Annotated in this window: 27 protein-coding genes, 3 tRNA genes and 1 other RNA gene; 16 read left to right on the forward strand and 15 right to left on the reverse strand. The window is 55.8% G+C overall.

Going from position 1 to position 26,777, the window contains the following annotated elements:
* Positions 1-181: 181 nt before the first annotated feature.
* Positions 182-2,461, forward strand: coding sequence for an NADP-dependent oxaloacetate-decarboxylating malate dehydrogenase (gene maeB / locus PGQ95_RS19595; RefSeq protein WP_015365481.1), 2,280 nt, complete (start codon positions 182-184; stop codon positions 2,459-2,461).
* Between the two features lie 58 nt (positions 2,462-2,519).
* Here maeB and hemF read toward each other — a convergent pair whose 3' ends face one another.
* Entirely contained in the window at positions 2,520-3,419 is a 900-nt protein-coding gene (gene hemF / locus PGQ95_RS19600; RefSeq protein ID WP_015365482.1) for an oxygen-dependent coproporphyrinogen oxidase, read from the reverse strand.
* Positions 3,419-4,291 carry an N-acetylmuramoyl-L-alanine amidase AmiA gene (gene amiA, locus PGQ95_RS19605; RefSeq protein ID WP_087858435.1) on the reverse strand — a complete coding sequence of 291 codons (873 nt, stop codon included), beginning with the start codon at positions 4,289-4,291 and terminating at the stop codon, positions 3,419-3,421. The genes hemF and amiA overlap by 1 nt, the downstream gene beginning before the upstream one ends.
* Positions 4,292-4,502: 211 nt before the next feature.
* Here amiA and PGQ95_RS19610 point away from each other — a divergent pair, with 211 nt between their 5' ends.
* The 4 genes from PGQ95_RS19610 (at position 4,503) to PGQ95_RS19625 (ending at position 7,007) form a co-directional block, all read left to right on the forward strand.
* The gene (locus PGQ95_RS19610) at positions 4,503-4,928 is read left to right on the forward strand and encodes a GNAT family acetyltransferase (RefSeq protein WP_045392622.1); all 426 of its coding nucleotides are present in this window, start codon (positions 4,503-4,505) and stop codon (positions 4,926-4,928) included.
* A complete protein-coding gene (locus PGQ95_RS19615) occupies positions 4,915-5,364 on the forward strand; it encodes a DUF2919 domain-containing protein (protein ID WP_087858436.1) in 450 nt (149 codons plus the stop codon). The genes PGQ95_RS19610 and PGQ95_RS19615 overlap by 14 nt, the downstream gene beginning before the upstream one ends.
* A 61-nt stretch (positions 5,365-5,425) precedes the next feature.
* Positions 5,426-6,013, forward strand: a complete 588-nt coding sequence (locus PGQ95_RS19620) for an RpoE-regulated lipoprotein (RefSeq protein ID WP_430919078.1) — start codon at positions 5,426-5,428, stop codon at positions 6,011-6,013.
* Between the two features lie 94 nt (positions 6,014-6,107).
* Positions 6,108-7,007 carry a Dyp-type peroxidase gene (locus tag PGQ95_RS19625; protein ID WP_430919080.1) on the forward strand — a complete coding sequence of 300 codons (900 nt, stop codon included), beginning with the start codon at positions 6,108-6,110 and terminating at the stop codon, positions 7,005-7,007.
* A 74-nt stretch (positions 7,008-7,081) separates the two neighbouring features.
* Here the strand turns inward: PGQ95_RS19625 and PGQ95_RS19630 are convergent, their stop codons facing one another.
* A complete protein-coding gene (locus PGQ95_RS19630; RefSeq protein WP_072059378.1) occupies positions 7,082-7,444 on the reverse strand; it encodes an endonuclease domain-containing protein in 363 nt (120 codons plus the stop codon).
* A gap of 200 nt (positions 7,445-7,644) precedes the next feature.
* Here PGQ95_RS19630 and PGQ95_RS19635 point away from each other — a divergent pair, with 200 nt between their 5' ends.
* The 5 genes from PGQ95_RS19635 (at position 7,645) to cysM (ending at position 12,463) form a co-directional block, all read left to right on the forward strand.
* Entirely contained in the window at positions 7,645-8,661 is a 1,017-nt protein-coding gene (locus PGQ95_RS19635; protein WP_015365488.1) for a sulfate ABC transporter substrate-binding protein, read from the forward strand.
* On the forward strand, positions 8,661-9,494 hold the full coding sequence (gene cysT, locus PGQ95_RS19640) for a sulfate/thiosulfate ABC transporter permease CysT (protein ID WP_015365489.1): 834 nt from the start codon (positions 8,661-8,663) through the stop codon (positions 9,492-9,494). The genes PGQ95_RS19635 and cysT overlap by 1 nt, the downstream gene beginning before the upstream one ends.
* A complete protein-coding gene (gene cysW, locus PGQ95_RS19645) occupies positions 9,494-10,369 on the forward strand; it encodes a sulfate/thiosulfate ABC transporter permease CysW (protein WP_015365490.1) in 876 nt (291 codons plus the stop codon). The genes cysT and cysW overlap by 1 nt, the downstream gene beginning before the upstream one ends.
* Positions 10,359-11,453, forward strand: coding sequence for a sulfate/thiosulfate ABC transporter ATP-binding protein CysA (cysA, locus tag PGQ95_RS19650; protein WP_015365491.1), 1,095 nt, complete (start codon positions 10,359-10,361; stop codon positions 11,451-11,453). Before cysW ends, cysA begins: the two co-directional genes overlap by 11 nt.
* 98 nt (positions 11,454-11,551) lie before the next feature.
* Positions 11,552-12,463 (forward strand): cysteine synthase CysM, encoded by a 912-nt coding sequence (gene cysM / locus PGQ95_RS19655; RefSeq protein WP_430919082.1) that lies wholly within the window; start codon positions 11,552-11,554, stop codon positions 12,461-12,463.
* Between the two features lie 43 nt (positions 12,464-12,506).
* On the opposite strand, the gene PGQ95_RS19660 is transcribed toward cysM, so the two are convergent.
* Together PGQ95_RS19660 and ptsJ are read right to left on the reverse strand one after the other, a co-directional pair.
* Entirely contained in the window at positions 12,507-13,223 is a 717-nt protein-coding gene (locus PGQ95_RS19660; protein ID WP_430919084.1) for a type 1 glutamine amidotransferase, read from the reverse strand.
* A 14-nt stretch (positions 13,224-13,237) separates the two neighbouring features.
* Entirely contained in the window at positions 13,238-14,533 is a 1,296-nt protein-coding gene (gene ptsJ, locus PGQ95_RS19665) for a transcriptional regulator PtsJ (protein ID WP_430919086.1), read from the reverse strand.
* Between the two features lie 82 nt (positions 14,534-14,615).
* Here ptsJ and pdxK point away from each other — a divergent pair, with 82 nt between their 5' ends.
* The gene (pdxK, locus tag PGQ95_RS19670; RefSeq protein WP_087858439.1) at positions 14,616-15,479 is read left to right on the forward strand and encodes a pyridoxine/pyridoxal/pyridoxamine kinase; all 864 of its coding nucleotides are present in this window, start codon (positions 14,616-14,618) and stop codon (positions 15,477-15,479) included.
* A gap of 2 nt (positions 15,480-15,481) precedes the next feature.
* Positions 15,482-15,709: a cytoplasmic protein gene (locus tag PGQ95_RS19675; protein ID WP_087858440.1), complete on the forward strand. Its 228-nt coding sequence runs from the start codon at positions 15,482-15,484 to the stop codon at positions 15,707-15,709.
* Positions 15,710-15,751: 42 nt separating this feature from the next.
* Here PGQ95_RS19675 and crr read toward each other — a convergent pair whose 3' ends face one another.
* The 5 genes from crr to cysZ form a co-directional block, all read right to left on the reverse strand.
* Entirely contained in the window at positions 15,752-16,261 is a 510-nt protein-coding gene (gene crr / locus PGQ95_RS19680; RefSeq protein ID WP_015365497.1) for a PTS glucose transporter subunit IIA, read from the reverse strand.
* 42 nt (positions 16,262-16,303) lie between these two features.
* Positions 16,304-18,031 carry a phosphoenolpyruvate-protein phosphotransferase PtsI gene (gene ptsI, locus PGQ95_RS19685; protein WP_015365498.1) on the reverse strand — a complete coding sequence of 576 codons (1,728 nt, stop codon included), beginning with the start codon at positions 18,029-18,031 and terminating at the stop codon, positions 16,304-16,306.
* 44 nt (positions 18,032-18,075) lie between these two features.
* Positions 18,076-18,333, reverse strand: a complete 258-nt coding sequence (ptsH, locus tag PGQ95_RS19690) for a phosphocarrier protein Hpr (protein ID WP_000487600.1) — start codon at positions 18,331-18,333, stop codon at positions 18,076-18,078.
* Between the two features lie 379 nt (positions 18,334-18,712).
* Positions 18,713-19,684, reverse strand: a complete 972-nt coding sequence (gene cysK / locus PGQ95_RS19695; protein WP_430919088.1) for a cysteine synthase A — start codon at positions 19,682-19,684, stop codon at positions 18,713-18,715.
* 177 nt (positions 19,685-19,861) lie between these two features.
* Positions 19,862-20,623: a sulfate transporter CysZ gene (gene cysZ, locus PGQ95_RS19700; protein WP_213794802.1), complete on the reverse strand. Its 762-nt coding sequence runs from the start codon at positions 20,621-20,623 to the stop codon at positions 19,862-19,864.
* A 230-nt stretch (positions 20,624-20,853) separates the two neighbouring features.
* Between cysZ and zipA the strand changes: the two genes are divergently transcribed.
* The 3 genes from zipA to PGQ95_RS19715 all read left to right on the forward strand — a co-directional run bounded on the left by zipA (position 20,854) and on the right by PGQ95_RS19715 (position 24,248).
* Positions 20,854-21,936 carry a cell division protein ZipA gene (zipA, locus tag PGQ95_RS19705; RefSeq protein ID WP_213317530.1) on the forward strand — a complete coding sequence of 361 codons (1,083 nt, stop codon included), beginning with the start codon at positions 20,854-20,856 and terminating at the stop codon, positions 21,934-21,936.
* A 76-nt stretch (positions 21,937-22,012) separates the two neighbouring features.
* Positions 22,013-24,028 carry an NAD-dependent DNA ligase LigA gene (ligA, locus tag PGQ95_RS19710; protein ID WP_087858441.1) on the forward strand — a complete coding sequence of 672 codons (2,016 nt, stop codon included), beginning with the start codon at positions 22,013-22,015 and terminating at the stop codon, positions 24,026-24,028.
* Between the two features lies 1 nt (position 24,029).
* Positions 24,030-24,248 (forward strand): DUF3820 family protein, encoded by a 219-nt coding sequence (locus tag PGQ95_RS19715; RefSeq protein WP_013878164.1) that lies wholly within the window; start codon positions 24,030-24,032, stop codon positions 24,246-24,248.
* Here PGQ95_RS19715 and PGQ95_RS19720 read toward each other — a convergent pair.
* On the reverse strand, positions 24,245-25,243 hold the full coding sequence (locus PGQ95_RS19720; RefSeq protein ID WP_013878163.1) for a bile acid:sodium symporter family protein: 999 nt from the start codon (positions 25,241-25,243) through the stop codon (positions 24,245-24,247). The genes PGQ95_RS19715 and PGQ95_RS19720 overlap by 4 nt on opposite strands.
* Before the next feature lie 89 nt (positions 25,244-25,332).
* Between PGQ95_RS19720 and PGQ95_RS19725 the strand changes: the two genes are divergently transcribed.
* Positions 25,333-26,259 (forward strand): LysR family transcriptional regulator, encoded by a 927-nt coding sequence (locus tag PGQ95_RS19725; protein WP_430919091.1) that lies wholly within the window; start codon positions 25,333-25,335, stop codon positions 26,257-26,259.
* Between the two features lie 66 nt (positions 26,260-26,325).
* Here the strand turns inward: PGQ95_RS19725 and PGQ95_RS19730 are convergent.
* The 4 genes from PGQ95_RS19730 to PGQ95_RS19745 all read right to left on the reverse strand — a co-directional run bounded on the left by PGQ95_RS19730 (position 26,326) and on the right by PGQ95_RS19745 (position 26,761).
* A non-coding RNA gene (locus tag PGQ95_RS19730) (RtT sRNA) lies at positions 26,326-26,461 on the reverse strand.
* Positions 26,462-26,483: 22 nt separating this feature from the next.
* Positions 26,484-26,559: transfer RNA gene (locus PGQ95_RS19735), tRNA-Lys, on the reverse strand.
* Between the two features lie 4 nt (positions 26,560-26,563).
* A tRNA-Val gene (locus PGQ95_RS19740) sits at positions 26,564-26,639 on the reverse strand.
* Positions 26,640-26,685: 46 nt separating this feature from the next.
* Positions 26,686-26,761: transfer RNA gene (locus tag PGQ95_RS19745), tRNA-Val, on the reverse strand.
* Positions 26,762-26,777 lie beyond the last annotated feature (16 nt).

Below are 26,777 nucleotides of genomic sequence, written 5' to 3' on the forward strand. Positions count from 1 at the left end.
AAACTAGGTTACATAAATATTATAAATTGATAACAACCAGACCTTTGTGATGGCAAGAGTATGGCGGCCTTCAAAGTTTAAACCGCCGTCAGGCGCGATACTAAGCATCGCCTTAAGGCGGGCCGACGGCTCGCCATCACGCTTCACCCCCTACGATTCGATACGTGAAAGGAACCATAAAATGGATGAGCAGTTGAAACAAAGCGCCCTCGATTTCCACGAGTTCCCGGTGCCCGGGAAAATTCAGGTGTCGCCGACTAAACCTCTGGCGACCCAACGCGATCTGGCGCTGGCATATTCGCCGGGCGTTGCCGCGCCGTGCCTGGAAATTGAGAAGGATCCTTTGGCCGCTTACAAATATACCGCTCGCGGCAACCTCGTGGCGGTGGTCTCTAACGGTACCGCCGTCCTCGGTTTAGGCAATATCGGCGCGCTGGCCGGAAAACCGGTAATGGAAGGAAAGGGCGTTCTGTTTAAGAAATTCGCCGGCATTGATGTGTTTGATATTGAAGTCGATGAGCTGGATCCTGACAAATTCATTAATGTCGTTGCCGCCCTGGAGCCGACATTTGGCGGCATCAACCTCGAAGATATTAAAGCGCCGGAATGTTTCTATATTGAGCAGAAACTGCGTGAACGCATGAATATTCCGGTGTTCCACGACGATCAGCACGGTACGGCGATTATCAGTACCGCGGCAATTCTCAACGGTCTGCGGGTGGTGGAGAAGAATCTCTCCGATGTGCGGATGGTGGTCTCCGGCGCGGGAGCGGCGGCTATCGCCTGTATGAACCTGCTGGTGGCGCTGGGAATGCAGAAACACAATATCGTGGTCTGCGACTCGAAAGGCGTTATCTATAAAGACCGCGAAGCCAACATGGCGGAAACCAAAGCGGCCTACGCGGTGGAGGACGACGGGAAACGTACCCTCGACGATGTCATCGATGGCGCGGACATTTTCCTCGGCTGCTCCGGGCCGAAAGTTCTGACTCCGGAGATGGTCAAGAAGATGGCGCGCTCGCCGCTGATCCTCGCGCTGGCGAACCCGGAGCCGGAAATCCTGCCGCCGCTGGCGAAGGAAGTGCGCGACGACGTGATTATTTGTACCGGCCGTTCCGACTATCCAAACCAGGTCAACAACGTGCTGTGCTTCCCGTTCATCTTCCGCGGCGCGCTGGATGTCGGCGCGACGGCGATAAACGAAGAGATGAAGCTGGCGGCGGTTCATGCTATCGCCGAGCTGGCGCATGCCGAACAGAGCGAAGTCGTGGCTTCCGCCTATGGCGACCAGGACCTCAGCTTTGGCCCGGAGTACATTATTCCGAAACCGTTCGATCCGCGTCTGATCGTCAAGATCGCCCCAGCGGTCGCTAAAGCGGCGATGGAATCCGGCGTGGCGACGCGGCCGATTGCCGACTTCGATGCCTACATCGAGAAGCTGAGCGAGTTCGTTTATAAAACCAACCTGTTTATGAAGCCGATCTTCTCCCAGGCGCGCAAAGAGCCGAAGCGCGTGGTGCTGGCGGAAGGTGAGGAGACCCGCGTGCTGCACGCTACGCAGGAGCTGGTATCTCTGGGGCTGGCGAAGCCAATCCTCATCGGTCGTCCGAGCGTGATTGAAATGCGCATCCAGAAACTGGGTCTGCAGATCAAACCGGGCGTGGACTTTGAAATCGTCAATAATGAATCCGATCCGCGCTTTAAAGAGTACTGGAGCGAGTACTATCAGCTGATGAAGCGCCGCGGCATTACCCAGGAGCAGGCGCAGCGGGCGGTCATTAGCAACACTTCGGTCATTGGCGCGATTATGGTTCATCGCGGTGAGGCGGATGCGATGATCTGCGGAACCATCGGCGATTATCATGAGCACTATCGCGTGGTTCAGCCGCTGTTTGGCTTCCGCGACGGCGTCAGCACCGCCGGGGCGATGAATGCGCTGCTGCTGCCAAGCGGCAACACCTTTATCGCCGACACCTACGTCAATCACGATCCATCGCCGGAAGAGCTGGCGGAGATCACCCTGATGGCGGCGGAAAGCGTGCGTCGTTTTGGTATCGAACCGCGCGTGGCGCTGCTGTCGCACTCTAACTTCGGTTCAGCTGATTGCCCGTCCGCCAGCAAAATGCGCAAAACGCTGGAATTGGTGAAAGCGAGCGCGCCGGATCTGATGATTGACGGCGAAATGCACGGCGACGCCGCACTGGTCGAAAGCATCCGTAATGACCGTATGCCGGATAGCCCGCTGAAAGGGGCGGCTAATATTCTGGTGATGCCGAATATGGAAGCCGCGCGTATCAGCTACAACCTGCTGCGCGTCTCCAGTTCGGAAGGGGTCACCGTCGGGCCGGTACTGATGGGTATCGCTAAGCCGGTGCATATTCTGACGCCTATTGCCTCCGTGCGCCGTATCGTCAATATGGTGGCGCTGGCGGTCGTGGAAGCGCAGACCCAGCCGCTATAAGCACAATAAAAAAGTAAGCCCCGGTATGCCGGGGCTTTTTTGTCTCAGAAGACCTAAATTAGATCCACTCTTTGACTTTAATAAACTCGCTCAATGCGGCTTCCGGGCTGCCTTCTTGCGGGTGGTAGTCATACTCCCAGCGCACCAGGGGCGGCATCGACATCAGAATAGACTCCGTACGCCCGCCGGTCTGCAGGCCAAACAGCGTGCCGCGATCCCACACCAGATTGAATTCCACATAACGCCCGCGGCGATAAAGCTGGAAATCGCGTTCGCGTTCGCCATAAGGCGTGGTTTTTCGGCGCTCAACGATCGGCAGGTAAGCGTCGGTAAAGCCGTTGCCCACCGCCTGCATAAAGGCGAAGCAGTGGTCGAAATCCGGCGTATTTAAATCATCAAAGAACAGGCCGCCAATGCCGCGCTGCTCATTGCGGTGCTTAAGGAAGAAGTAATCATCGCACCACTTTTTATAGCGCGGATAGACCTCGTCGCCGTACGGCAGGCACAAATCGCGGGCGGTACGATGCCAGTGGATGGCGTCTTCTTCAAATCCGTAATAAGGCGTTAAATCAAAACCGCCGCCGAACCACCACACCGGATCGGCGCCGGGCTTCTCGGCAATAAAAAAGCGAACGTTAGCGTGGCTGGTCGGCACATAGGGGTTGCGCGGATGCACCACCAGCGAAACACCCATTGCTTCAAAGCTGCGCCCGGCCAGTTCCGGGCGGTGGGCGGTGGCAGAGGCGGGCATCGCATCGCCGTGGACGTGAGAAAAATTAACTCCGGCCTGCTCAAAGATGCCGCCGTCACGTAAAACCCGGCTGCGTCCGCCGCCGCCGCCTTCACGCTGCCAGCTATCTTCAACAAAATCCTTGCCGTCAACGGCGGAGAGTTTGGCGCAAATGGCATCCTGCAGCTGAAGAAGGAAGGCTTTGACCTGCTGTACATCGGGTTTCATTAACGTCTCTTCGAATGCGCTTTCTGGTTATCGAACCAGTGGAAATAACTAATAATGCCGGAAGCAATAGCGTTAGCAATCTTCTGGCGAAACGCGGTTGTGCCGAGTAGCTTCTCTTCATTTGGGTTGGTAATGAACGACGTTTCGACCAGCACCGAGGGAATAGAAGGGGACTTCAGCACCACAAAGGCCGCCTGCTCTGTATTGCGGCTGTGCAGCTTATGCACCGGCTTAATCTTTTTCAGAATATGCGAGCCAAGCGTCAGGCTGTTCTTAATGGTGTCGGTTTGCACCAAATCGAACAATACCTGCTGCAGCAGATGGTCCTTATCCGTCGCTTTTTTACCGGCAACCTCATCGGCGCGGTTTTCGCGCTCGGAGAGATATTTCGCCATGGCGCTACTGGCGCCGCGGTTGGAGAGCGCAAAGACGGAGGCGCCGGCCGCACTCGGGTTGGTAAAGCCGTCGGCGTGAATCGACATAAACAGATCGGCGCCGTGCTGGTGGGCAATCTCAACGCGATCGTACAGCGGAATAAAGGTATCGCCGCTACGCGTCAGACGGGCATCGATGCCGTTGCTGCGTAAAATGCTGCGCACATTTTTGGCAATGGCCAGCACGACGTGTTTTTCTTTCGAACCGTTGTGGCCAATTGCCCCCGTATCGATGCCGCCATGACCGGGGTCAAGCATCACCAGGCGCTTGCTGCCTGCTTTCTTTGCGACGGGTTTGCTGTGTCCATTGGAAGTTTTTAGCGGCTGTTCTTTGGCTTTGGCTTGGGAAGCAACGCCGGTTAGCGTCATCGCAGCCAGTCCTGCCTTCAGCACCTGACGGCGCGAAGCAAGTATTTTTAATGGTTTAAAAGTGCTCATTCGGCCTGAATTGTAAACAAGTGATGTCCAATGTTATATCGTATCGCGTTTCCCGTTACGACCACTCAAAATAAGAATTGTTTTACTTTTCATTTCAATACATGACAAAGCCATATTATGCCATTTTTTGCCGATGATTTCGCCTGATATTGGCTATCAGTCATATTCGCGCCATAATCACTGTTTTTAACCGTAAATGGTGGGGAATACCATGGAGATTCGCGTTTTTCGCCAGCAGGATTTCGAAGAAGTGATCACCCTTTGGGAGCGCTGCGATCTTCTGCGCCCATGGAACGATCCGGAAATGGATATCGAGCGTAAGCTCAACCACGACGTGAGCTTGTTTCTGGTCGCTGAAGTGAACGGTGAAGTGGTAGGGACGGTAATGGGCGGTTACGACGGTCACCGCGGTTCCGCTTACTATCTTGGCGTACATCCGGAATACCGTGGCCGCGGTATCGCTAATGCGCTGCTCAATCGGCTGGAAAAGAAGCTGATCGCCCGCGGCTGCCCGAAAATTTCAATTATGGTGCGTGACGATAACGAAGTGGTGCAGGGGATGTATGAGCGTCTCGGTTACGAGCACTCGGATGTACTCACCCTCGGTAAACGCCTGATTGAAGATGAAGAATACTGAATTTATTCCTGCCGATTATGATACCCAGGGCCGTTTACGGCTGCCGCTGTTGTTTTGGGGCGTTCTGTTGCTGCAGGCGCGCACCTGGGTACTGTTCGTTATGGCCGGCGCCTCCCGCCAGCAGGGAGATGCGCTGCTGAGCCTGTTCTATCCCGATCACGATAACTTCTGGCTGGGGTTACTGCCCGGCGTACCGGCGGTAGCGGCGTTTTTGTTGAGCGGTCAGCGTCAGCGTTTCCCGCGGCTCTGGCCGCTGATGCGTTGGCTGCTGATTGCCTCGCAGGCGCTATTGCTGGCCTGGCAGCCGTGGCTGTGGCTAACCGGCGAGGCGCCTTCCGCGCTGACCATCGCCCTGCTGGCGGCCGATATTTATGCGCTATGGTGGCTGATAACCAGCCGCAGGTTGCATGCCTGTTTTCGCCTTGAAGCGCTTTAATGGCACTTTTTGCCGATCGCGTACTCCAACATGCGTTGAATTAATCAGAAAGGATTGAGTTATGAAATCGCTACGTCTAATGCTCTGCGCGCTTCCGCTAGCGCTTCCGCTAGCGCTAACCGGCTGCTCAACGATGAGCGCGGTGAACTGGTCGGCTGCCTATCCGTGGAACTGGTTTGGTTCCTCTAACGAGGTCACCGAGCAGGGCGTGGGTAAACTGACGGCGTCGACGCCGTTGAATGAACAGGCGATTAGCGACGCCCTCGGCGGCAGCTACCGTCTGCGCAGCGGAATGAAAACCACGGATGGCAAAATCGTTCACTATTTTGAAGCGCTAAAGGATGACAAGTTGGCGCTGACCATCAACGGCGATGGCGGTACGGTGAGCCGCATTGACGTGCGCGATAGCGCAATTCCCGCCGCCAGCGGCGTGAAAATCGGTACCCCGTTTAGAGAACTGTACAGCAAAGCGTTTGGCAACTGCGAGAAAGGCGCTCCTGATAACGGCGCGGTGGTGGAATGTAAAGCCGCAGGGAGCCAGCACATCAGCTACGCCTTTACCGGCCACTGGAGCGGCCCGGATGAACTGATGCCGTCCGACGATACCCTGAAGAACTGGAAAGTCAGCAAAATTATCTGGCGTCGCTAATTTGATCTGAAGAGACACGTGGGCGGATAAAAACGGTTACAATGGCGCGTTAGCAACGCGATAGCGTTGTGGTTGCATCATTTCAGGAGGAGCGATGTCTCAGGTTCAGAGCGGCATTTTGCCGGAACATTGCCGCGCGGCGATTTGGATTGAAGCCAATGTCAAAGGGGACGTTAACGCCCTGCGCGAAGCGAGCAAAATTTTTGTCGATAACGTGGCCACCTTCCAGGCTAAATTCCCTGACGCCAAACTCGGCGCGGTGGTCGCTTTCGGCAATACCGTCTGGCGTCAGCTGAGCGGCGGTGAAGGCGCGGAAGAGTTAAAAGATTTTCCGGTTTACGGTAAAGGGCTGGCGCCATCCACGCAGTATGACGTGTTGATTCATATTTTATCCGCCCGTCATGAAGTGAACTTTTCCGTCGCCCAGGCGGCGGTGGCCGCTTTCGGCGACGCCATTGAAGTGAAAGAAGAAATTCACGGTTTCCGCTGGGTGGAAGAACGCGATCTGAGCGGCTTTGTCGACGGCACCGAAAACCCGGCAGGCGAAGAAACCCGCCGTGAAGTCGCGGTGATTAAAGACGGCGTTGACGCGGGCGGCAGCTACGTATTCGTGCAGCGCTGGGAGCACAATCTTAAGCAACTGAACCGCATGAGCGTGCCGGATCAGGAGATGATGATTGGCCGTACCAAAGACGCCAACGAAGAGATCGACGGCGACGAGCGCCCGATTACTTCGCACCTGAGCCGCGTGGACTTAAAAGAAGATGGCAAAGGCCTGAAAATCGTCCGCCAGAGCCTGCCGTACGGTACCGCCAGCGGCACTAACGGCCTGTACTTCTGCGCCTACTGCGCGCGCCTGTATAACATTGAGCAACAGCTGCTGAGCATGTTCGGCGATACCGACGGTAAGCGTGATGCGATGCTGCGCTTTACAAAACCGGTGACCGGCGGTTATTACTTCGCGCCGTCGATGGAGCGTATCCAGGCGCTGTAATTTTTCCCCTCACCCTAACCCTCTCCCCAATGGGGAGAGGGGACGGCACGGTGGACTCTCTTTCTCCCTCTCCCTCAGGGAGAGGGGCGGGGTGAGGGCATCGGCGACTCAAGCGCTTCAAGTATTCTCTCCATCACCGCATCTTCATACTCTTCAAACTCATTATTCCAGAAGCGTAAAACCCGCCATCCCTGGCTCTGTAGCCAGCGGGTGCGGCGAACATCGTAGACGCGCCTCTCATCGTGCTGACCGCCGTCCAGTTCGATCGCCAGCCGTGTTGCGCAGCAGGCAAAATCGAGAATGTAGGGACCAACGGGATGCTGGCGGCGAAACTTATAGCAAGCAAAACGGCGGTTGCGCAGTAAGTACCATAGTCGACGTTCTGTTGGCGTTAAGCTACGTCTGAGCTGACGAGCAAATATCTGTGTATTTTTCATATAAACACAGTGCACGCCTGGCTGCCGTTTGTCACAATGACACGTCGAATCTGCGAGCCGCTTTCAGCAAAGCTTTGCCAGTTGCTTATTCTCTTTTCTACTTCCAAATCGCCAAACGGTATATAAAACCGTTACTCCTTTCGTACTCGTTATAAATATGATGATCATCAGTAAATGATCATTTTTGATAAGGGTGCGCAATGGCCGTTAAATCACTGAAAAAAGGATATCTGGCGCTGGCGGCTTCCATGCTGCTGGTGGCGCAGGCGCAGGCGACTGAACTGCTGAACAGTTCCTATGATGTTTCCCGCGAGCTGTTCGCCGCCCTTAATCCGCCTTTTGAGCAGCAGTGGGCAAAAGAAAACGGCGGCGATAAGCTGACCATCAAGCAGTCCCATGCGGGTTCCTCCAAGCAGGCGTTGGCGATTCTGCAAGGCCTGAAGGCTGACGTCGTGACCTATAACCAGGTGACGGACGTCCAGATTCTGCATGATAAAGGCAACCTGATCCCGGCAGACTGGCAGAGCCGTCTGCCGAATAACAGCTCGCCGTTCTATTCGACCATGGCTTTCCTGGTGCGTAAGGGCAATCCCAAAAATATTCATGACTGGAACGATCTGGTGCGTTCCGACGTGAAGCTGATTTTCCCGAATCCTAAAACTTCCGGTAACGCGCGTTATACCTATCTTGCGGCCTGGGGGGCGGCGGACAAAGCCGATGGCGGCGATAAAGCCAAAACCGAACAGTTCATGACCCAGTTCCTGAAGAACGTCGAGGTATTCGATACCGGCGGTCGCGGCGCGACCACCACCTTCGTCGAGCGCGGGCTAGGCGATGTGCTGATTACTTTTGAATCGGAAGTTAACAACATCCGTAAACAGTATGAAGCGCAGGGGTTTGAAGTCGTTGTGCCGAAGGTCAATATCCTCGCCGAATTCCCGGTAGCGTGGGTAGACAAAAACGTTAAGGCCAACGGTACTGAAAAAGCGGCGAAAGCCTACCTGAACTATCTCTATAGTCCGCAGGCGCAGACCATCATCACCGATTACTACTATCGCGTGAACGACCCGAAAGTGATGGCGTCGCTGAAAGATAAATTCCCGCAGACCGAACTGTTCCGCGTGGAAGACCAGTTCGGCAGCTGGCCTGAAGTGATGAAAACCCACTTCGTCAGCGGCGGTGAGCTGGACAAACTGCTGGCAGCGGGGCGTCAGTAATGTTGGCTGTGTCGTCCAAGCGCGTGCTGCCGGGCTTTACCCTGAGCCTTGGCACCAGCCTGCTGTTTGTGTGCCTGATTTTACTGTTGCCGCTCAGCGCACTGGTAATGCAGCTGGCGCAGATGAGCTGGGCGCAGTATTGGGAGGTGATTACCAACCCGCAGGTGGTCGCTGCCTATAAAGTCACGCTACTGTCTGCTTTTGTGGCGTCAATTTTTAACGGCGTGTTTGGCCTGCTGATGGCGTGGATCCTTACCCGCTATCGTTTCCCGGGCCGTACCTTGCTGGATGCCCTGATGGATCTGCCGTTCGCGCTGCCAACGGCGGTGGCCGGCCTGACGCTGGCCTCGCTGTTCTCGGTAAATGGCTTGTACGGCGAATGGCTGGCGAAGTTTGATATCAAAGTGACCTATACCTGGCTTGGCATCGCGGTGGCGATGGCCTTTACCAGTATTCCGTTTGTGGTGCGTACCGTGCAGCCGGTGCTGGAAGAGTTAGGGCCGGAATATGAAGAGGCGGCGGAAACCCTCGGCGCGACGCGCTTACAGAGTTTCCGCAAAGTGGTGCTGCCGGAGCTGTCGCCGGCTCTGCTGGCGGGGATTGCGCTGTCGTTTACCCGCAGCCTTGGCGAGTTCGGCGCGGTGATTTTTATCGCCGGCAACATCGCGTGGAAAACGGAAGTGACTTCGCTGATGATTTTCATTCGTTTGCAGGAGTTTGATTACCCGGCGGCGAGCGCGATTGCCTCGGTGATCCTCGCGGCGTCGCTGCTGCTGCTGTTCTCCATCAACACTCTGCAGAGTCGCTTTGGTCGACGCGTGGTAGGTCACTAATGGCGGAAGTTACTCAATTGAAGCGCTATGACGCGCCCCGGATCAACTGGGGCAAATGGTTTCTGATCGGCGTCGGGATGCTGGTATCCGCCTTCATCCTCGTGGTGCCGATGATTTATATTTTTGTCCAGGCTTTCAGTAAAGGGTTAATGCCGGTGCTGGAAAATCTGGCCAACCCGGACATGCTGCACGCCATCTGGCTGACGGTGATGATCGCGTTGATTACCGTGCCGGTGAATCTGGTGTTCGGTACGCTGCTGGCCTGGCTGGTGACGCGCTTTACCTTCCCTGGCCGCCAGCTGCTGCTGACGATGCTGGATATCCCGTTCGCCGTCTCGCCGGTGGTGGCAGGTCTGGTTTATTTGCTGTTTTACGGCTCCAACGGCCCACTCGGCGGCTGGCTTGATGAGCACAACCTGCAGATCATGTTCGCCTGGCCGGGCATGGTGCTGGCGACTATCTTCGTCACCTGTCCGTTTGTGGTCCGCGAGCTGGTGCCGGTGATGATGAGCCAGGGGAGCAACGAAGATGAAGCGGCGATCCTGCTCGGCGCTTCCGGTTGGCAGATGTTCCGTCGGGTGACGCTACCCAATATTCGCTGGGCGCTGCTGTACGGCGTGGTGTTAACCAACGCCCGCGCGATTGGCGAATTCGGCGCGGTGTCGGTCGTTTCCGGCTCGATCCGCGGCGAAACGTTGTCGCTGCCGCTGCAAATTGAACTACTGCAGCAGGACTACAACACCGTCGGTTCGTTTACCGCCGCGGCCCTGCTGACGTTAATGGCTATTTTGACCCTGTTTTTAAAGAGTATGTTGCAATGGCGTCTGGCCAATCAGGAAAAACGCGCGCAACAGGAGGGAAATCATGAGCATTGAGATTGCCAATATTAAGAAATCGTTTGGTCGCACCCAGGTGCTGAATGATATCTCGCTGGATATCCCTTCCGGGCAAATGGTTGCGCTGTTGGGGCCGTCCGGCTCCGGTAAAACCACCTTATTGCGGATTATCGCCGGGCTGGAGCATCAATCCAGCGGCCATATCCGTTTTCACGGTACCGACGTGAGCCGAATGCACGCCCGCGATCGTAAAGTGGGCTTTGTTTTCCAGCACTATGCGCTGTTTCGACATATGACGGTATTCGATAACATCGCCTTTGGCCTGACCGTGCTGCCGCGCCGTGAGCGTCCCAATGCGGCGGCGATTAAAGCCAAGGTGACCAAACTGTTGGAGATGGTGCAACTGGCCCATCTTGCCGACCGTTATCCGGCGCAGCTTTCCGGCGGCCAGAAGCAGCGCGTGGCGTTAGCGCGCGCGCTGGCGGTCGAGCCGCAAATTCTGCTGCTGGATGAACCCTTTGGCGCGCTGGATGCGCAGGTGCGTAAAGAACTGCGCCGCTGGCTGCGCCAGCTGCATGAAGAATTAAAATTCACCAGCGTGTTTGTTACCCACGACCAGGAAGAGGCGATGGAAGTCGCCGATCGGGTAGTGGTAATGAGCCAGGGCAACATCGAACAGGCCGATGCGCCTGAACGCGTCTGGCGTGAACCTTCGACCCGTTTTGTGCTCGAGTTTATGGGCGAAGTTAACCGCCTGCAGGGCACCATTCGCGGCGGCCAGTTCCACGTCGGCGCCCACCGCTGGCCTTTAGGCTATACCCCGGCATACCAGGGGCCGGTCGATCTGTTCCTGCGACCGTGGGAAGTAGATATCAGCCGCCGTACCAGCCTGGATTCGCCGTTGCCGGTGCAGGTGCTGGAAGCCAGTCCGAAGGGGCACTACACCCAATTAGTCGTCCAGCCTCTTGGGTGGTATGACGAACCGCTGAGCGTGGTGCTGGCGGGCGATGAGGCCCCGTCCCGCGGCGAACGCCTGTTTGTCGGCTTGCAGAATGCGCGCCTGTATAACGGAACCGAGCGCATCGAACCGCGCGGCGAACTTGCTCTGGCAGAGTCGGCCTGATAGCTTAAATCCACGTGCTTTTGCCGGGCGGCGTTGCGCTGCCCCGGCTGACAGCCCGGAGCGCATGACGCGGCCGGGCTTTTTATTGGACAGCTGAAGTGAACACATTAGAACAAACAATCGGCAACACGCCGCTGGTGAAATTACAACGTCTGGGGCCGGACAACGGCAGCGAAATTTGGCTTAAGCTTGAGGGCAACAACCCGGCGGGCTCGGTAAAAGATCGCGCTGCGCTATCGATGATTGTCGAAGCGGAAAAGCGCGGTGAAATTAAACCCGGCGATGTATTGATCGAGGCGACCAGCGGTAATACCGGTATCGCGCTGGCGATGATTGCGGCGTTAAAAGGCTATCAGATGAAACTGCTGATGCCGGACAACATGAGCCAGGAGCGCCGTGCCGCGATGCGCGCCTACGGCGCTGAATTGATTCTGGTCACCAAAGAGCAGGGGATGGAGGGTGCTCGCGATCTGGCCGCCGCGATGGCCGAGCGTGGCGAGGGTAAACTATTGGATCAGTTTAACAATCCCGATAACCCTTACGCTCATTACACCACCACCGGCCCGGAGATCTGGCGCCAGACGGACGGGCGTATTACCCACTTTGTTTCCAGCATGGGCACCACCGGTACGATTACCGGCGTATCGCGTTTTCTGCGCGAACAGGCGAAGCCGGTAAGCATCATTGGGCTGCAGCCGGAAGAGGGCAGCAGCATTCCGGGGATCCGTCGTTGGCCGCAGGAATATATGCCGGGCATTTTTAATGCCTCGTTGGTCGATGAGGTACTGGATATCCACCAGCAGGATGCGGAAAACACGATGCGCCAGCTGGCCGTACAGGAAGGGATCTTCTGTGGCGTCAGTTCCGGCGGCGCGGTTGCCGGGGCGTTGCGTATTGCTTGCGCCAATCCGGGCGCGGTGGTGGTGGCGATCATCTGCGATCGCGGCGATCGCTATCTCTCAACCGGCGTGTTCGGCGAAGAACACTTCAGCCAGGGGGCGGGTATCTAAACGCGCTATCACGGCCCCGATGCCAGGCATGGGGGCCGGTTAACTAAAGTGCGTATTTCGCTACCAGCTTATCCAGAAACGCCCATAGTTTTTGATTCATCTCGCGATAATCCCATTGCCTCATTTCATCTTCGCTGCGAATAAAGCGCCTGCCTTTTGCGGCGGCAAGTTCATGTTGCGAGTGGGTAATTAATAACTCGATGACCTCCGCGTCAAACTCCATATGGCACTGAAAACCGTAGACCCGATCGCTATATTTGACGATTTGCCGCGGGCACCCTTCGCTGGAAGCCAGGACTTCCGCCGCAGGCGTCAGGCCCGGCATATCGTTGTGCCAGTGACCGACTACCACCGATGAGCCGAAATGGGCGATGTTGTCATCCTGCAGTCCGGCGGTGGTCAGGATGATAGGATAGTGGCCAATCTCTTTTTCCGGGCTTTGCATCACCGGCGCCCCCAGCGCTTCGCCGATGAGCTGCGATCCGAGACAAATCCCGACCACGATACGCCCGGCGGCAATCGCCTGGGCAATCAGGTTTTTCTCGGCATGGGCATCAAACCATGGGCACTCGGCAAGCGTGGTGCGTGGTGATTGCGGGCCGCCAAGTACCACCAGCATATCAAAACCCTCGGCACTCGCCGGCAGCGGATCCCCTGCATAAACCCGCGACCAGCTGGCCTGATAGCCGCGCGCGTTAACCCAGCGCAGATAGGCGCCGGGCGCTTCAAAAACTTCATGGACGATAAAGTGGATCCGCATAACAACTCCCGTGTTTAACAAGGTAAGACCAGCGATAAATCGTGTGCAAGTTGTTCAATTTGCGCCTCGGTTAAGGCGCCCAGCGACAGGCGCAGACCGTGCGACGGTGTTTTCACGCCAAAGGCTTCACCTTCACGCACCAGCCAACCGGCCCGCGCCAGACGCAACGCCAGCGGCTGGCTGGCGGTTGATAGCGGCAGCCAGAAATTAAGACCATCGCCAGGCGGATAATCGCCAACGCCGTGGTGGGCCAACGCGACGGTGAGCCGCTGATTTTGCTGCTGATAATGGCGCTGGCTCGCAGTCAGAGAAGCGGCAAAAGCGCTATCATTCAGGCAGGCGAACGCCAGCTCTTGCAGTAAATGGCTGACCCACTGGCTACCGGCGTTCAGGCGCAGGCGCAGCGCCGCCGAGGTTGTCGGGTCGCTGGCGACTATCGCCAGCCGCAAATCCGGGCCCAGGGTTTTAGACATTGAGCGCACCAGCGCCCAACGCTGAATGCCTTCGGGTAGCGGATTGTGCCAGCGTGTCGCTGAAAGCAGGGCGAAGTGATCGTCAACAATCGCCAGCGTCTGCGGATAGCGGGCGAGCACGGTGCGAATCGCTTCTGCGCGCTCCGGCGTCAAACTGCAGCCGGTCGGGTTGTGGGCGCGTGGAGTCAGTATTACCGCGCGTGCGCCGTTGCGCAGGGCTTCTTCAAGCCGCTCCGGGTTCATGCCTTCACCGTCGACGGCGACAGGGCTGGGCTGGAAACCGGCGTAACGCAGCATATTGATGCTGCTCAGAAAGCAGGGGTCTTCTACCGCGACGCTGTCGCCGGGTAGCAGCAGCGCGCAGAGCAGGCGTTCCAGGGCGTCAATCGCGCCGCTGGTCAAGTTGATGTCAAATTCCTGGCCGATATCGCGACTGACCCACTCCCGGGCCCAGACAGCCAGCCGTGGCTCAACGGCGGCATCGCCATATAAGTGCGGGGTCTGCGCCAGCTGCGGAAGAAAACGGCCAATATCCGGCAGACATCGTGGATCCGGATTGCCGCCGGAAATATCAATCAGCGATGTCGTTGGATCGCCGCCCTCGACCGCATTAAGCGTATTGCGCGCCTTAATGGCCGTGCCGTTGCGCCCCTGACTGACGGCGAGCCCTGAAGTCACCAGCCGCTTGTAGGCCGCCGCCACCGTATTGCGGTTGACTGCCAGTTCGCCTGCCAGTTCGCGCACCGGCGGCAGCGCCTCGCCGGGTTGCAACGCGCCGCTCTGCACCAGATGACGGATGTTATCGAAAATCTCGCTTGCGGTTTTTCCGGTGAACATTATTGACCTATGACAAAATGAATTTTAGCATAGGACGAATGATAATCAGAGTATGACCCGCTGTCCAGCGGGGGGAGAAAGGATGAGTCAGCAAGACGAAATACAGTCCGTGCTCTTTAACGACCACAGCCGGGCGCTGGAGGTTGATATTGTGGCGGTGCAATCGCAGGTGGTATACGGCAGCGTTGGCAACAGTATCGCGGTACCGGCAATCAAGCAGCATGAATTACGGGTGATGGCGGTGCCGACGGTGTTATTCAGCAATACCCCACATTACGATACTTTCTACGGTGGAGTGATCCCGGAAGAGTGGTTTAGCGGCTATCTGCGGGCGCTGGAGGAGCGTGATGCGCTTCGCGAACTGCGGGCGGTAACCACCGGGTATATGGGCAGCGCCGGGCAAATTGCGCTGCTGGCGCAGTGGCTGCAGCGGATCCGCGTGCACCATCCCGACCTCTGTATTCTGGTTGACCCGGTGATTGGCGATGTGGATAGCGGCATCTACGTAAAAGCGGAGATCCCCGAGGCTTATCGCCGCCACCTGTTGCCGCTGGCGCGGGGTATCACGCCAAATCTGTTCGAGCTCGAAACCCTCAGCGGCATGCCGTGCCACAACCAGCAGGAAGCGGTGGTCGCCGCGCGAAGTCTGCTTTCCGATACGCTAAAGTGGGTGGTGATTACCAGCGCACCTGGACTGGATGCTTCGACTATTAACGTGCTGGTTGTCACCGACGACGCGGTCGAAGTGGTCGTCCATCCTCGCGTCGAAACTGACCTTAAAGGCACCGGCGATCTGTTCTGCGCCGAACTCATCAGCAACCTGGTACGCGACATGCCGTTGGGCGACGCTACGCGCGCCGCCGCTCAGCGCGTGCTGGCGGTAATGACCTGGACCGAGAGTCAGGGCTGCGATGAACTCATTTTACCGCCGTCTGGAGCGCAATAACGATGCATAGCTATCGGTTAGTGGTACGCAGGGAGGGAAGAACCGTCGGCCATTATGAGACGACGGGAATGAACGCGCTGGAAGATGCCTGTAGGGCGAGGTCGTTGTTTGAAAGCGATCCTGGCTACCAGTGCGAGCTATGGGTCGCGGATAGCGAACGGCGTATTCTGGAAAGTAGCCCGCAGGGGATGAAGATCCTGGCGAGTGAAAAGTGCTACCGGCCGGCATAAAAAAATGGCGCCTTCAGGCGCCATTTTCTCGGCAAGCAAGAATTACTTCTTGATGCGGATAACCGGAGTTTCACCAACGGTGACGCTACCGGACAGTTTGATCAGCTCTTTGATCTCGTCCATGTTGGAGATAACAACCGGAGTCAGGGTAGACTTGGCTTTTTCTTCCAGCAGCGGCAGATCGAATTCGATAACCGGGTCGCCGACTTTCACGCGCTGACCTTCTTCAGCGATGCGCTTGAAGCCTTCGCCTTTCAGTTCAACGGTATCGATACCGAAGTGAACAAACAGCTCAATGCCGCTATCGGATTCAATAGAGAAAGCATGGTTGGTTTCAAAAATTTTACCGATGGTACCCTCTACCGGCGCAACCATTTTGTTGCCAGTAGGTTTGATGGCAATGCCATCACCCACAATTTTCTCCGCAAAAACCACATCCGGCACGTCTTCGATGTTGACGATCTCGCCAGAGAGCGGAGCAACAATCTCAATAGTTCCGGTGTCTTTTTTGTCATCAGAAACCAGAGATTTCAGTTTATCGAACAAACCCATGATCTTCTCCTAAGCAGTAATTTGGGCCGCGCATCTCGTGGATTAGCAGATTGTTTTTTCTTCAATGAACTTGTTAACCAGCGTCATTAACTCGTCCGTCGTCGGTTGAGCAAGAGCCTGCTCTGCTAATACTTTCGCATCTTCGAAGTTCGTGTTACGAATAATCTTCTTGATGCGCGGGATGGAAATGGCGCTCATAGAGAATTCGTCCAGCCCCATACCCAGCAACAGAAGTGTAGCACGTTCATCGCCCGCAAGCTCACCACACATACCAGTCCATTTGCCTTCTGCATGAGAAGCATCAATAACTTGCTTGATCAGAGTCAGCACAGACGGTGACATCGGCTGGTAAAGATGCGAGATCATATCATTACCACGGTCAACTGCCAGAGTATATTGCGTTAAATCATTGGTTCCGATACTAAAGAAATCAACTTCTTTGGCTAAATGACGAGCAATGGTCGCGGCCGCCGGGGTTTCCACCATCACGCCGATCTCAATCGATTCGTCAAAAGCTTTACCTTCGTCACGCAGTTCCTGTTTGTAGATCTCAATCTCTTTCTTCAGTGCGCGCACTTCTTCAACAGAGATGATCATCGGGAACATGATGCGCAGTTTACCGAAAGCGGAGGCACGCAGGATAGCGCGAACCTGGTCGCGGAGGATCTCTTTACGATCCATCGCGATACGCACGGCGCGCCAACCGAGGAACGGGTTCTCTTCTTTCGGGAAGTTCATGTACGGCAGCTCTTTATCGCCGCCGATGTCCATGGTGCGAACGATAACGGCCTGTGAGCCGCACGCTTCAGCCACCGCTTTATAGGCTGCGAACTGTTCTTCTTCAGTCGGCAGAGAATCGCGGTCCATGAACAGGAATTCAGTACGGTACAGGCCTACGCCTTCCGCGCCGTTGCGCTCAGCGCCGTCTACGTCGCGAACGGTACCGATGTTAGCGCAAACTTCAACCTGATGACCGTCGAGAGTGATGGCCGGCAGATCTTTCAGTTTCGCCAGTTCTGCTTTTTCTTCAGCAACCTGCGCCTGCAGCGCACGCAGCTCTTCGATTTTTTCGTTGCTTGGGTTAACCAGAACCTGGTTGTTAACCGCATCAAGAATCAGATAGTCGCCGTTTTTCACCTGGGAGGTGACGCTTCCGGTACCGACGATTGCCGGCAGTTCAAGGGAGCGCGCCATGATAGAGGTGTGGGAAGTACGGCCGCCCGCGTCGGTGATGAAACCCAGCACCTTATTCAGGTTCAGCTGTGCGGTTTCCGACGGGGTCAGATCGGCGGCAACGAGGATGACTTCATCCGCGATAGCGCTCAGATCGATGATTGCCAGGCCCAGAATGTTGCGCAGCAGACGTTTACCGATGTCGCGTACGTCAGCGGCACGCTCTTTCAGGTATTCATCATCCAGCTCTTCCAGTGCAGTTGCCTGACCTTCGATAACTTCATTGGCTGCCGCATCGGCAGTCATGTGCTTATCTTTAATCAGGGCTATGATTTCCTGCTCAAGCTCCTCATCTTCCAGCAGCATAATATGCCCTTCGAAGATGGCTTCTTTTTCTTCACCGAAAGTTTCACCAGCTTTGGTTTTGATGACCTCCAGCTGGGCGGAGGCCTTGGTGCGGCCGTTCAGGAAACGTTCAACTTCCTGATCAACCTTATCGGCAGAAATTTTCTTCCGGTCGATGACAATTTCATCTTCTTTCAGCAGGAGAGCCTTGCCGAAAGCGATACCCGGGGATGCTAAAATGCCTGAAATCATAACCCTACCTTACTTGTGACTGATATTAAAAAGAACCCGTGAACTTACTCGAGTTCAGCCATCAGTTTAACCAGATGCTCAACTGCTTTTTGCTCATCTTCGCCTTCAGCGGAGATGGTCACAACGGTACCCTGAGTCAGGCCCAGAGTTTGCAGTTTGAACAGGCTTTTTGCGCTGGCGCTTTTGCCGTTGGAGGTTACAGTGATCTCAGAAGTGAAGCCTTTCGCTTCTTTAACAAACTGAGCAGCAGGGCGGGTGTGCAGACCGTTCGGAGCGGTAATGGTAACTTCTTGCTGGAACATTATATTTCCCCAACTTATAGGTTTAGTGTTGTGGACCTAAAGTCTAGCCTAACGACCAAACTTTAGCCTGTATTGTTAGCGCCGGCGTTACGTGTGTGGCTAAGGCGTCAGCAGCGAAACCGCTGAGAGGACCTTAAGTCCGTTGACGTCTAGCACTTCATTAAACATTATGCCGCGAAAGGAAGACTTGAACCAAATCATAAAATCGATTCAGCCTGCGGAAATCCAAATCTGAATAATTTCGCGCTTCAAAATAAATGTGCTGGTTAAATACCAGACCCTACGAGGTGAATCAATGCCAGGAGGGGTAAAACTTTGACGTATGCCACAAAAAAGCACCCGAAAAGGTGCTTTTTTACACGGTTTTTACAAACTGGCACTACTGTTGCAATTCTTTCTCGGTGAAGAGATCTGCGAACAGCGCCGTGCTTAAATAACGCTCACCGGAAGACGGTAGGATAACCACAATATTCTTATTGGTAAAGGCTTCATCTTCCTGCAGCTTTAACGCCGCGGCGACAGCCGCGCCGGAAGAGATACCGGCCAGAATGCCTTCTTCTTCCATCAGGCGACGGGCGGTGGAGATAGCCTCTTCATTGGTAATAGCGACCACTTTATCGACCAGTTTCAGGTCGAGGTTGCCCGGGATAAAGCCGGCGCCGATGCCCTGAATTTTGTGCGGGCCAGGTTTCAGCTCTTCGCCAGCCAGCGCCTGAGTGATAACCGGCGAGTCGGTCGGCTCAACGGCGACGGTAACCAGATCTTTTTTGCCTTTCGTGCCTTTAATATAACGAGAAACACCGGTCAGAGTACCGCCGGTACCGACGCCGGAAATAAAGACGTCAACCTGGCCATCGGTGTCTTCCCAGATTTCCGGGCCGGTGGTTTTTTCGTGAATTTCCGGGTTCGCCGGGTTACTGAACTGCTGCAGCAGCAGATACTTTTCCGGGTCGCTGGCGACAATCTCTTCCGCCTTCTGGATGGCGCCTTTCATGCCTTTCGCGCCTTCGGTCAGCACCAGGTTAGCGCCCAGCGCTTTCAGCAGCTTGCGGCGTTCCACGCTCATGGTTTCCGGCATGGTCAGCGTCAGTTTGTAGCCGCGAGCGGCGGCGACGTAGGCAAGGGCAATACCGGTGTTGCCGCTGGTTGGTTCAACCAGTTCCACACCCGGTTTCAGTACGCCGCGCTTTTCAGCATCCCAAATCATATTGGCGCCGATACGGCATTTAACGCTAAAGCTCGGGTTACGAGATTCTACCTTGGCCAGGATTCGGCCATTACCGATGCGGTTCAGTCGTACCAGCGGCGTATGACCGATTGTCAGGGAGTTGTCTTCAAAAATCTTACTCATGGCCCGTCCTTAACTGTATGAAATTTGGGGGTACGGCTTCAGCATACCCGCTTAAACAATATCCGGAAGTAAGGATTTAGCATATCTATATGCTGAAGGGAAATAATGATGAGCAAGAAGGAATAAGACGGAAATAAGGGGCGGCGTGAACCGCCCCGAAAGAGACAGCTAAGCGCGCTATTTCCACATCGCGTGCTTATCGCGGTAGCAATCCACCCACATCGCCGTCGCGCCGCAGATAGCGACTGGCAAAATCACCAGGTTGAGAACCGGGATCATGGTGAACAGGCTGGTCAGCGCGCCAAACTGCATGTTAATGACCTTCCGCGAGCGCAGCGCCTCGCGCATGGTTTTAAACGGCACTTTATGGTTATCGAACGGATAGTCGCAGTACTGAATGGCCAGCATCCAGGCGCTAAACAGGAACCACAGTACCGGCGCGACGGTTTGACCAATGCCGGGGATAAAGTACAGCAGCAACAGAACGATGGCGCGCGGCAGGTACCAGGCAAACTTTTGCCATTCGCGTTTCATAATGCGCGGGACATCTTTCATAATGCCGAATACGCCAACGTCCGGCGGCGTCGCGCCGGTCAGCCGCGCTTCGAGCTGTTCCGCCAGCAGGCCGCTAAACGGCGCGGCAATCCAGTTGGCGATGGTCGAAAAGAAGTAACCAAATACCAACAAAATAGAGATAACCGCCACCGGCCACAGCAGGTAGTTTAACCACTGAAGCCATTCAGGCACATAGCTCATTAATGAAGGGATCCAGCTATCGAGACGGGTAAACAGCCACCAGAACGCGCCGCCCATCAGAATCACGTTAACTAATAAAGGCAGGAACACGAAACGTCGGATCCCTGGCAGCCTGATGAGTTTCCAGCCTTGTGAAAAATAGTAGACGCCGCTACGTGGGGTAGTTGCGGATGATGAAACCATAGTCAGGCGATGCTCCTTTTTTAACATTCAGTGTGAATGCCCGCTTATTTTATCGGGTTGCCAGACAATAACCAGTTAGGAAATGTTCGAAAAAACAGCAAAAAGCACGATTTAGTTCATCTTTATGGGGTGAAAGGGGCAGACGCACTTGCACTTGATGTAATCGGCAAATACTCTTAGTGAGTAAATGTTTGCCGTGGTGGCAAGGTGTTAGAACAACAGAGAATATAATGATGCAGGATTTGCGTCTGATATTAATCATTGTTGGCGCGATCGCCATAATCGCTTTACTGGTACATGGTTTCTGGACCAGCCGTAAAGAGCGTTCCTCGATGTTCCGCGATCGCCCACTGAAACGTATGAAGTCTCGCGACGATGAAACATCGGAAGGCGATGACTTTGATGACGATGTTGAAGGCGTAGGTGAAGTTCGCGTTCACCGGGTTAATCACGCCCCGAATGGCGCATATGGGGAGCAAGAAGCACCTCGTCAGGCGCCGCAACACCAGTATCAGCCTCCGTACGAGCGTCAGGTGCAGCAGCCTGTGCGTCAGGACGAGCCGGTTCATCAGGCGCCGCCGCACGCGCCGCGCCCGCAGCAGCCTGTTGCTCCGCAGCCGCAGGCCCAGCCGCCGCATCATGTTGCCCCTGCTCAGCCGGTACATCCAGCGCAGCCGGTTCATCAGCCGCAGCCGGTACCGCCGCAATATCAGCAGCCGGTGCAGCCTGCGCCGCAGCAGCCTGTAGCGCAACAGCCGGCGCCAGTCCAACAACCTGTTGCTCAACAACCTGCGCCGGTTCAACAGCCAGCCGCGCCGCAGCCGCAACAGGCGCCTGTTGCGCCAGCCGCTGAACCTCAGCAGCCCGCCGCCGCGCCGCAGCCAAAAGAGCGCAAAGAGACGGTCATCGTGATGAACGTCGCCGCGCATCACGGTTCGCAGCTTAATGGTGAATTGCTGATCAACAGCATCCAGCAGGCCGGCTTTAAGTTTGGCGATATGAATATTTTCCATCGTCATTTAAGCCCGGACGGTAGCGGACAGGTATTGTTCAGCCTGGCGAACATGGTTAAACCTGGCACCTTTAATCCGGATGCGATGGTGGATATGACCACGCCGGGCGTGACTATCTTTATGCAGGTGCCGTCGTTTGGCGACGAGCTGCAAAACTTTAAACTGATGCTGCAGTCGGCGCAGTACATCGCCGATGAAGTTGGCGGCGTGGTGCTTGACGACCAGCGTCGGATGATGACGCCGCAGAAACTGCGTGAGTACCAGGATCGTATTCGCGAAGTAAAAGAGGCTAACGCCTGATTTCTACGCGCTAGCGTGTCGTCTGCTTAATCTGAACCCCCGCCCGTCGGGGGTTTTTTATCATTGATGGTGCGATATGGAACCAATCGAACAAAAACTGACTGAACTGCGAACCACCCTTCGCCATCATGAATATCTGTATCATGTTATGGACACCCCGGAGATTCCCGATGCGGAATATGACCGGCTGATGCGCGAACTGCGCGAACTCGAAGCGCAACATCCTGAACTGATTACCCCTGACTCGCCAACCCAGCGCGTTGGCGCGGCGCCATTGGCCTCTTTTAGCCAGATTCGCCATGAAGTGCCAATGCTATCGCTGGATAACGTCTTTGATGAAGAGAGTTTCCTCGCCTTTAACAAACGCGTGCAGGACCGTTTAAGCGATACGGCGGATCTGACCTGGTGCTGCGAGCTCAAGCTCGATGGCCTGGCGGTCAGCATCCTCTATGAAAACGGCGTGCTGATGCAGGCGGCGACCCGTGGCGATGGCACCACCGGCGAGGATATTACCTCCAACGTGCGCACCATTCGCGCTATTCCGTTGAAGCTACGCGGCGACAATATCCCGGCGCGTCTGGAAGTGCGCGGAGAAGTGTTCCTGCCGCAGGCTGGATTTGAAAAAATTAATGAAGAAGCCCGCCGCACCGGCGGTAAAGTGTTTGCTAACCCGCGCAATGCCGCTGCGGGCTCGTTGCGCCAGTTGGACCCGCGTATTACCGCGAAGCGACCGCTTACTTTCTTCTGCTACGGCGTTGGCGTGCTGGAAGGCGGCGAACTGCCGGCCAGCCACTCTGCGCGTCTGCAGCAGTTTAAACAGTGGGGGCTACCGGTGAGCGACCGCGTGAAGCTGTGTCATTCTCCAGAGGAAGTGCTCACTTACTATCGCCAGGTTGAAGAAGATCGTCCGAAACTTGGTTTTGATATTGACGGCGTGGTAATTAAAGTCGATTCGCTGGCGCTGCAGGAGCAGCTTGGTTTCGTCGCCCGCGCCCCGCGCTGGGCGGTAGCCTTTAAATTCCCGGCCCAGGAGCAGATGACTTTTGTCAACGATGTGGAATTCCAGGTTGGCCGTACCGGGGCGATTACGCCGGTAGCGCGCCTTGAACCGGTGCACGTGGCCGGGGTTCTGGTCAGTAACGCCACCCTGCATAACGCCGACGAAATCGAACGTTTAGGTCTGCGTATTGGCGACAAAGTGGTGATTCGCCGCGCGGGGGACGTGATCCCGCAGGTCGTCAACGTAGTGCTTTCTGAACGCCCGGAACATACGCGTGAAATCATCTTCCCAACCCATTGCCCGGTATGTCATTCCGATGTTGAACGCGTGGAAGGGGAAGCGGTGGCGCGCTGTACCGGCGGGCTTATCTGCGGCGCACAGCGTAAAGAAGCGCTGAAGCACTTCGTCTCCCGACGGGCGCTGGATGTCGACGGTATGGGCGATAAAATCATCGATCAGTTGGTTGAGAAAGAGTACGTCCATACGCCAGCCGATCTGTTCCGTCTCAGCGCGGGCAAACTAACCGGGCTGGATCGCATGGGGCCTAAATCGGCGCAAAACGTGGTCAACGCGCTGGAGAAAGCGAAAGAGACGACTTTCGCCCGCTTCCTGTATGCGTTAGGTATTCGCGAAGTCGGTGAGGCGACCGCCGCGGGACTGGCGGCGCATTTTGGCACAATTGAAGCGCTGGAACAGGCTTCAATTGAGGAACTGCAGAAGGTGCCTGACGTCGGGATTGTCGTCGCCACGCATACTTTTAACTTCTTCGCCGAAGAGAGCAACCGCGAGGTCATCGCGCAACTGCGCGCTGAAGGCGTCCGCTGGCCGGCGCCGGTGGTGGTGAAGGCGGAAGAAATTGACAGTCCGTTTGCTGGTAAAACCGTGGTATTAACCGGTAGCCTGAGCCAGCTGTCGCGCGATGAAGCCAAAGCGCGGCTGGTCGCGATGGGGGCGAAAGTCGCCGGCAGCGTGTCGAAGAAAACCGATCTGGTGATTGCCGGCGAAGCGGCGGGCTCTAAGCTTGCGAAGGCGCAGGAGTTAGGCATTGAGGTTATCGACGAAGCCGAAATGATGCGCCTGCTGGGAGAATAACGTGGATAAAGCGCAGCTCATCGAGATTGCTAATACCGAGATGCCATTTGGCAAATATAAGGGGCGCCGTTTGATCGACGTCCCGGAAGAGTATTTGCTGTGGTTTGCCCGTAAGGATCAATTCCCTGCCGGGCATCTCGGCGAGCTGATGGCGTTGACCTTATTAATCAAGACCGAGGGGCTGACGCAACTGGTGCAGCCCCTGAAGCAACCGCGTTAACCTGCCGTAGCGCGGGATTTCTCCTGCGCCTGTTGGGCGTCTGTTTGCGCTTTATAGCGACGAGCCAGCACGGCGCAGACCATCAGTTGGATCTGATGGAAGATCATTAGCGGCAGCACCATTATCCCCAGAATCGATGCCGGGAACAGGATATTCGCCATCGGTATCCCGTTCGCCAGGCTCTTTTTCGAGCCGCAGAAGACGATGGTAATTTCATCCGGCTTGCTAAAGCCGCAGCGGCGGGCGACAAAAACGTTGATCGCGATGACAATAGCCAACAGCACCAGGCTGACAACGACGATAAACAGCAGCGATCCCACGCCCACTTTGTGCCAGATTCCATTGACGACGGCTTCGCTGAAGGCTGAGTAGACCACCAGCAAGATCGAGGTCTGATCGGTTTTGCCAATCCATTTTTTATGTTTCGCCACCCAGCTACCGATCCACGGGCGCGACAAGTGTCCAAGAACAAACGGCAGCAGCAGTTGCAGCATAATCTTACCGACCTGTTCCAGATCGCCGCCAGCGCCATGCAAATGCATTAGCAGCCCTACCAGCAATGGCGAAACAAAAATACCGAGCAGACTTGATGCTGAAGCGGAACAGACCGCCGCGGCGACGTTACCGCCGGCGAGCGAAGTAAAGGCAATTGCTGACTGTACGGTCGCCGGCAATATGCAAAGGTAAATAAAACCGCTATAGAGCATCGGGTCGACCTTAATCGGCGCCCACCACGCAAACAGAACCCCCAGAACCGGAAAAACAATAAAGGTGCTGCACATCACCCACAGGTGTAAACGCCAGTGGCTGCCACCGGCGATAATGGCTTCACGCGACAGCTTGGCGCCGTGCATAAAGAATAACAGCGCGATGGCGGCGGTGGTGAGATGCTCGACGAAAGGGACGAATTCGCCGCGCGCCGGGAAGAACGAGGCCAGCAGAACCACGGTGATCAATGTCAGTGTAAATGGATCAAGAATGCGGAAAAGTTTCATAAACGCTCCTGAAATTCGATGCCGCTATTGTGCTTTCTTTGTTTTGAGAAATAAAATTGATTTATTGCATCTATTCATGAATAAAACAGATGAATTATTCGTTACGTCAGTTAAAGGTCTTTGTCACCGTCGCCAGGGCGCGCAGTTTTAGCCGTGCCGGGGAAATTATTGGTCTTAGCCAGTCGGCAGTGAGCCATAGCGTTAAGGAACTGGAGCACCAGACCGGCGTACGTTTGCTAGACAGAACGACGCGTGAAGTGATGCTCACCGAAGCAGGCCATCAGCTGGCGGGCAAGCTTGAGCGTTTGCTTGATGAACTCCATGTGACCCTGCGCGAAGCGGGGCGGGTAGGGCAGCAGCTGACGGGGACCGTGCGCGTCGCCGCCAGCCAGACCATCTCGGCGCATCTGATCCCGCAATGCATCGCTCATAGCAATCGCCGCTATCCGGATATTGATTTCGTACTGCATGACAGGCCGCAGCAGTGGGTGCTGGAAAGTATCCGTCAGGGAGAGGTTGATTTTGGTATCGTTATCGATCCGGGGACGGCGGCAGACTTGCAGTGCGAGTCCGTATTGGCGGAACCTTTTCTGTTGTTATGTCGTGAGGATCACCGCTTTTCCCGGCAGTCATCGGTCAACTGGCAGGAGTTGCAAGGGGAGAGGCTGGTATTGCAGGACTATGCTTCCGGCAGTCGGCCGCTGATTGATGCCGCGCTGGCGCGTTTCGCTATCAAAGCCGATATCGTGCAGGAGATTGGTCATCCGGCGACGCTGTTCCCGATGGTGGAATCGGGGATTGGTATTAGCGTACTGCCGGCGCTGGCTTTACCCTTGCCGCAGGGCAGCCGTTTGCAGATAAAAAGATTAACCCCGGTTGTGGAACGCCAATTGATGCTGGCGCAGCGAAAAAACCGTTCGCTGTCGACCGCGGCGCAGGCGCTGTGGGAAATCGTGCGAGAAGAGGGCGCAAACCTGACATCAGCCAGAATTGAGGACCCGCTGTATCAGCGCTGAAGTTTTTTGCCTGAGCGCTGAGTTCTGCGCATAGTAAAAAGGCGCCTTTAGGGCGCCTTTTTACATTGGTGGGTCGTGCAGGATGACTCGGCTTCGCCTCGCCCTACGGGCCGTCGCCGCAAGCGGCGCCGTTGTCTCACTGCGTTCGACCCGAACCTGCTGCAGGTTCGAATCTTAAAGTTCTGCGCATAGCAAAAAGGCGCCTTTAGGGCGCCTTTTTACATTGGTGGGTCGTGCAGGATTCGAACCTGCGACCAATTGATTAAAAGTCAACTGCTCTACCAACTGAGCTAACGACCCGAAGTGGTGGGTGATGACGGGATCGAACCGCCGACCCCCTCCTTGTAAGGGAGGTGCTCTCCCAGCTGAGCTAATCACCCACTTCGGTACTTCACATTTTGACAGAAAATCCAGCTGGCGAGAAAGTGGTGGGTGATGACGGGATCGAACCGCCGACCCCCTCCTTGTAAGGGAGGTGCTCTCCCAGCTGAGCTAATCACCCACTTCTCAATTTTCTG

The sequence above is a fragment of the Klebsiella sp. 141240 genome (genome assembly GCF_050600805.1).
GTDB classification, from domain to species: domain Bacteria; phylum Pseudomonadota; class Gammaproteobacteria; order Enterobacterales; family Enterobacteriaceae; genus Klebsiella; species Klebsiella aerogenes.

Excerpts from the sequence above, each read along its gene's own strand:
- maeB (WP_015365481.1), top strand. The coding sequence starts at position 182 with ATGGATGAGCAGTTGAAACAAAGCGCCCTCGATTTCCACGAGTTCCCG.
- hemF (WP_015365482.1), bottom strand. The coding sequence starts at position 3,419 with ATGAAACCCGATGTACAGCAGGTCAAAGCCTTCCTTCTTCAGCTGCAG.
- amiA (WP_087858435.1), bottom strand. The coding sequence starts at position 4,291 with ATGAGCACTTTTAAACCATTAAAAATACTTGCTTCGCGCCGTCAGGTG.
- PGQ95_RS19610 (WP_045392622.1), top strand. The coding sequence starts at position 4,503 with ATGGAGATTCGCGTTTTTCGCCAGCAGGATTTCGAAGAAGTGATCACC.
- PGQ95_RS19615 (WP_087858436.1), top strand. The coding sequence starts at position 4,915 with ATGAAGAATACTGAATTTATTCCTGCCGATTATGATACCCAGGGCCGT.
- PGQ95_RS19620 (WP_430919078.1), top strand. The coding sequence starts at position 5,426 with ATGAAATCGCTACGTCTAATGCTCTGCGCGCTTCCGCTAGCGCTTCCG.
- PGQ95_RS19625 (WP_430919080.1), top strand. The coding sequence starts at position 6,108 with ATGTCTCAGGTTCAGAGCGGCATTTTGCCGGAACATTGCCGCGCGGCG.
- PGQ95_RS19630 (WP_072059378.1), bottom strand. The coding sequence starts at position 7,444 with ATGAAAAATACACAGATATTTGCTCGTCAGCTCAGACGTAGCTTAACG.
- PGQ95_RS19635 (WP_015365488.1), top strand. The coding sequence starts at position 7,645 with ATGGCCGTTAAATCACTGAAAAAAGGATATCTGGCGCTGGCGGCTTCC.
- cysT (WP_015365489.1), top strand. The coding sequence starts at position 8,661 with ATGTTGGCTGTGTCGTCCAAGCGCGTGCTGCCGGGCTTTACCCTGAGC.
- cysW (WP_015365490.1), top strand. The coding sequence starts at position 9,494 with ATGGCGGAAGTTACTCAATTGAAGCGCTATGACGCGCCCCGGATCAAC.
- cysA (WP_015365491.1), top strand. The coding sequence starts at position 10,359 with ATGAGCATTGAGATTGCCAATATTAAGAAATCGTTTGGTCGCACCCAG.
- PGQ95_RS19660 (WP_430919084.1), bottom strand. The coding sequence starts at position 13,223 with ATGCGGATCCACTTTATCGTCCATGAAGTTTTTGAAGCGCCCGGCGCC.
- ptsJ (WP_430919086.1), bottom strand. The coding sequence starts at position 14,533 with ATGTTCACCGGAAAAACCGCAAGCGAGATTTTCGATAACATCCGTCAT.
- pdxK (WP_087858439.1), top strand. The coding sequence starts at position 14,616 with ATGAGTCAGCAAGACGAAATACAGTCCGTGCTCTTTAACGACCACAGC.
- PGQ95_RS19675 (WP_087858440.1), top strand. The coding sequence starts at position 15,482 with ATGCATAGCTATCGGTTAGTGGTACGCAGGGAGGGAAGAACCGTCGGC.
- crr (WP_015365497.1), bottom strand. The coding sequence starts at position 16,261 with ATGGGTTTGTTCGATAAACTGAAATCTCTGGTTTCTGATGACAAAAAA.
- ptsI (WP_015365498.1), bottom strand. The coding sequence starts at position 18,031 with ATGATTTCAGGCATTTTAGCATCCCCGGGTATCGCTTTCGGCAAGGCT.
- ptsH (WP_000487600.1), bottom strand. The coding sequence starts at position 18,333 with ATGTTCCAGCAAGAAGTTACCATTACCGCTCCGAACGGTCTGCACACC.
- cysK (WP_430919088.1), bottom strand. The coding sequence starts at position 19,684 with ATGAGTAAGATTTTTGAAGACAACTCCCTGACAATCGGTCATACGCCG.
- cysZ (WP_213794802.1), bottom strand. The coding sequence starts at position 20,623 with ATGGTTTCATCATCCGCAACTACCCCACGTAGCGGCGTCTACTATTTT.
- zipA (WP_213317530.1), top strand. The coding sequence starts at position 20,854 with ATGATGCAGGATTTGCGTCTGATATTAATCATTGTTGGCGCGATCGCC.
- ligA (WP_087858441.1), top strand. The coding sequence starts at position 22,013 with ATGGAACCAATCGAACAAAAACTGACTGAACTGCGAACCACCCTTCGC.
- PGQ95_RS19720 (WP_013878163.1), bottom strand. The coding sequence starts at position 25,243 with ATGAAACTTTTCCGCATTCTTGATCCATTTACACTGACATTGATCACC.
- PGQ95_RS19725 (WP_430919091.1), top strand. The coding sequence starts at position 25,333 with ATGAATTATTCGTTACGTCAGTTAAAGGTCTTTGTCACCGTCGCCAGG.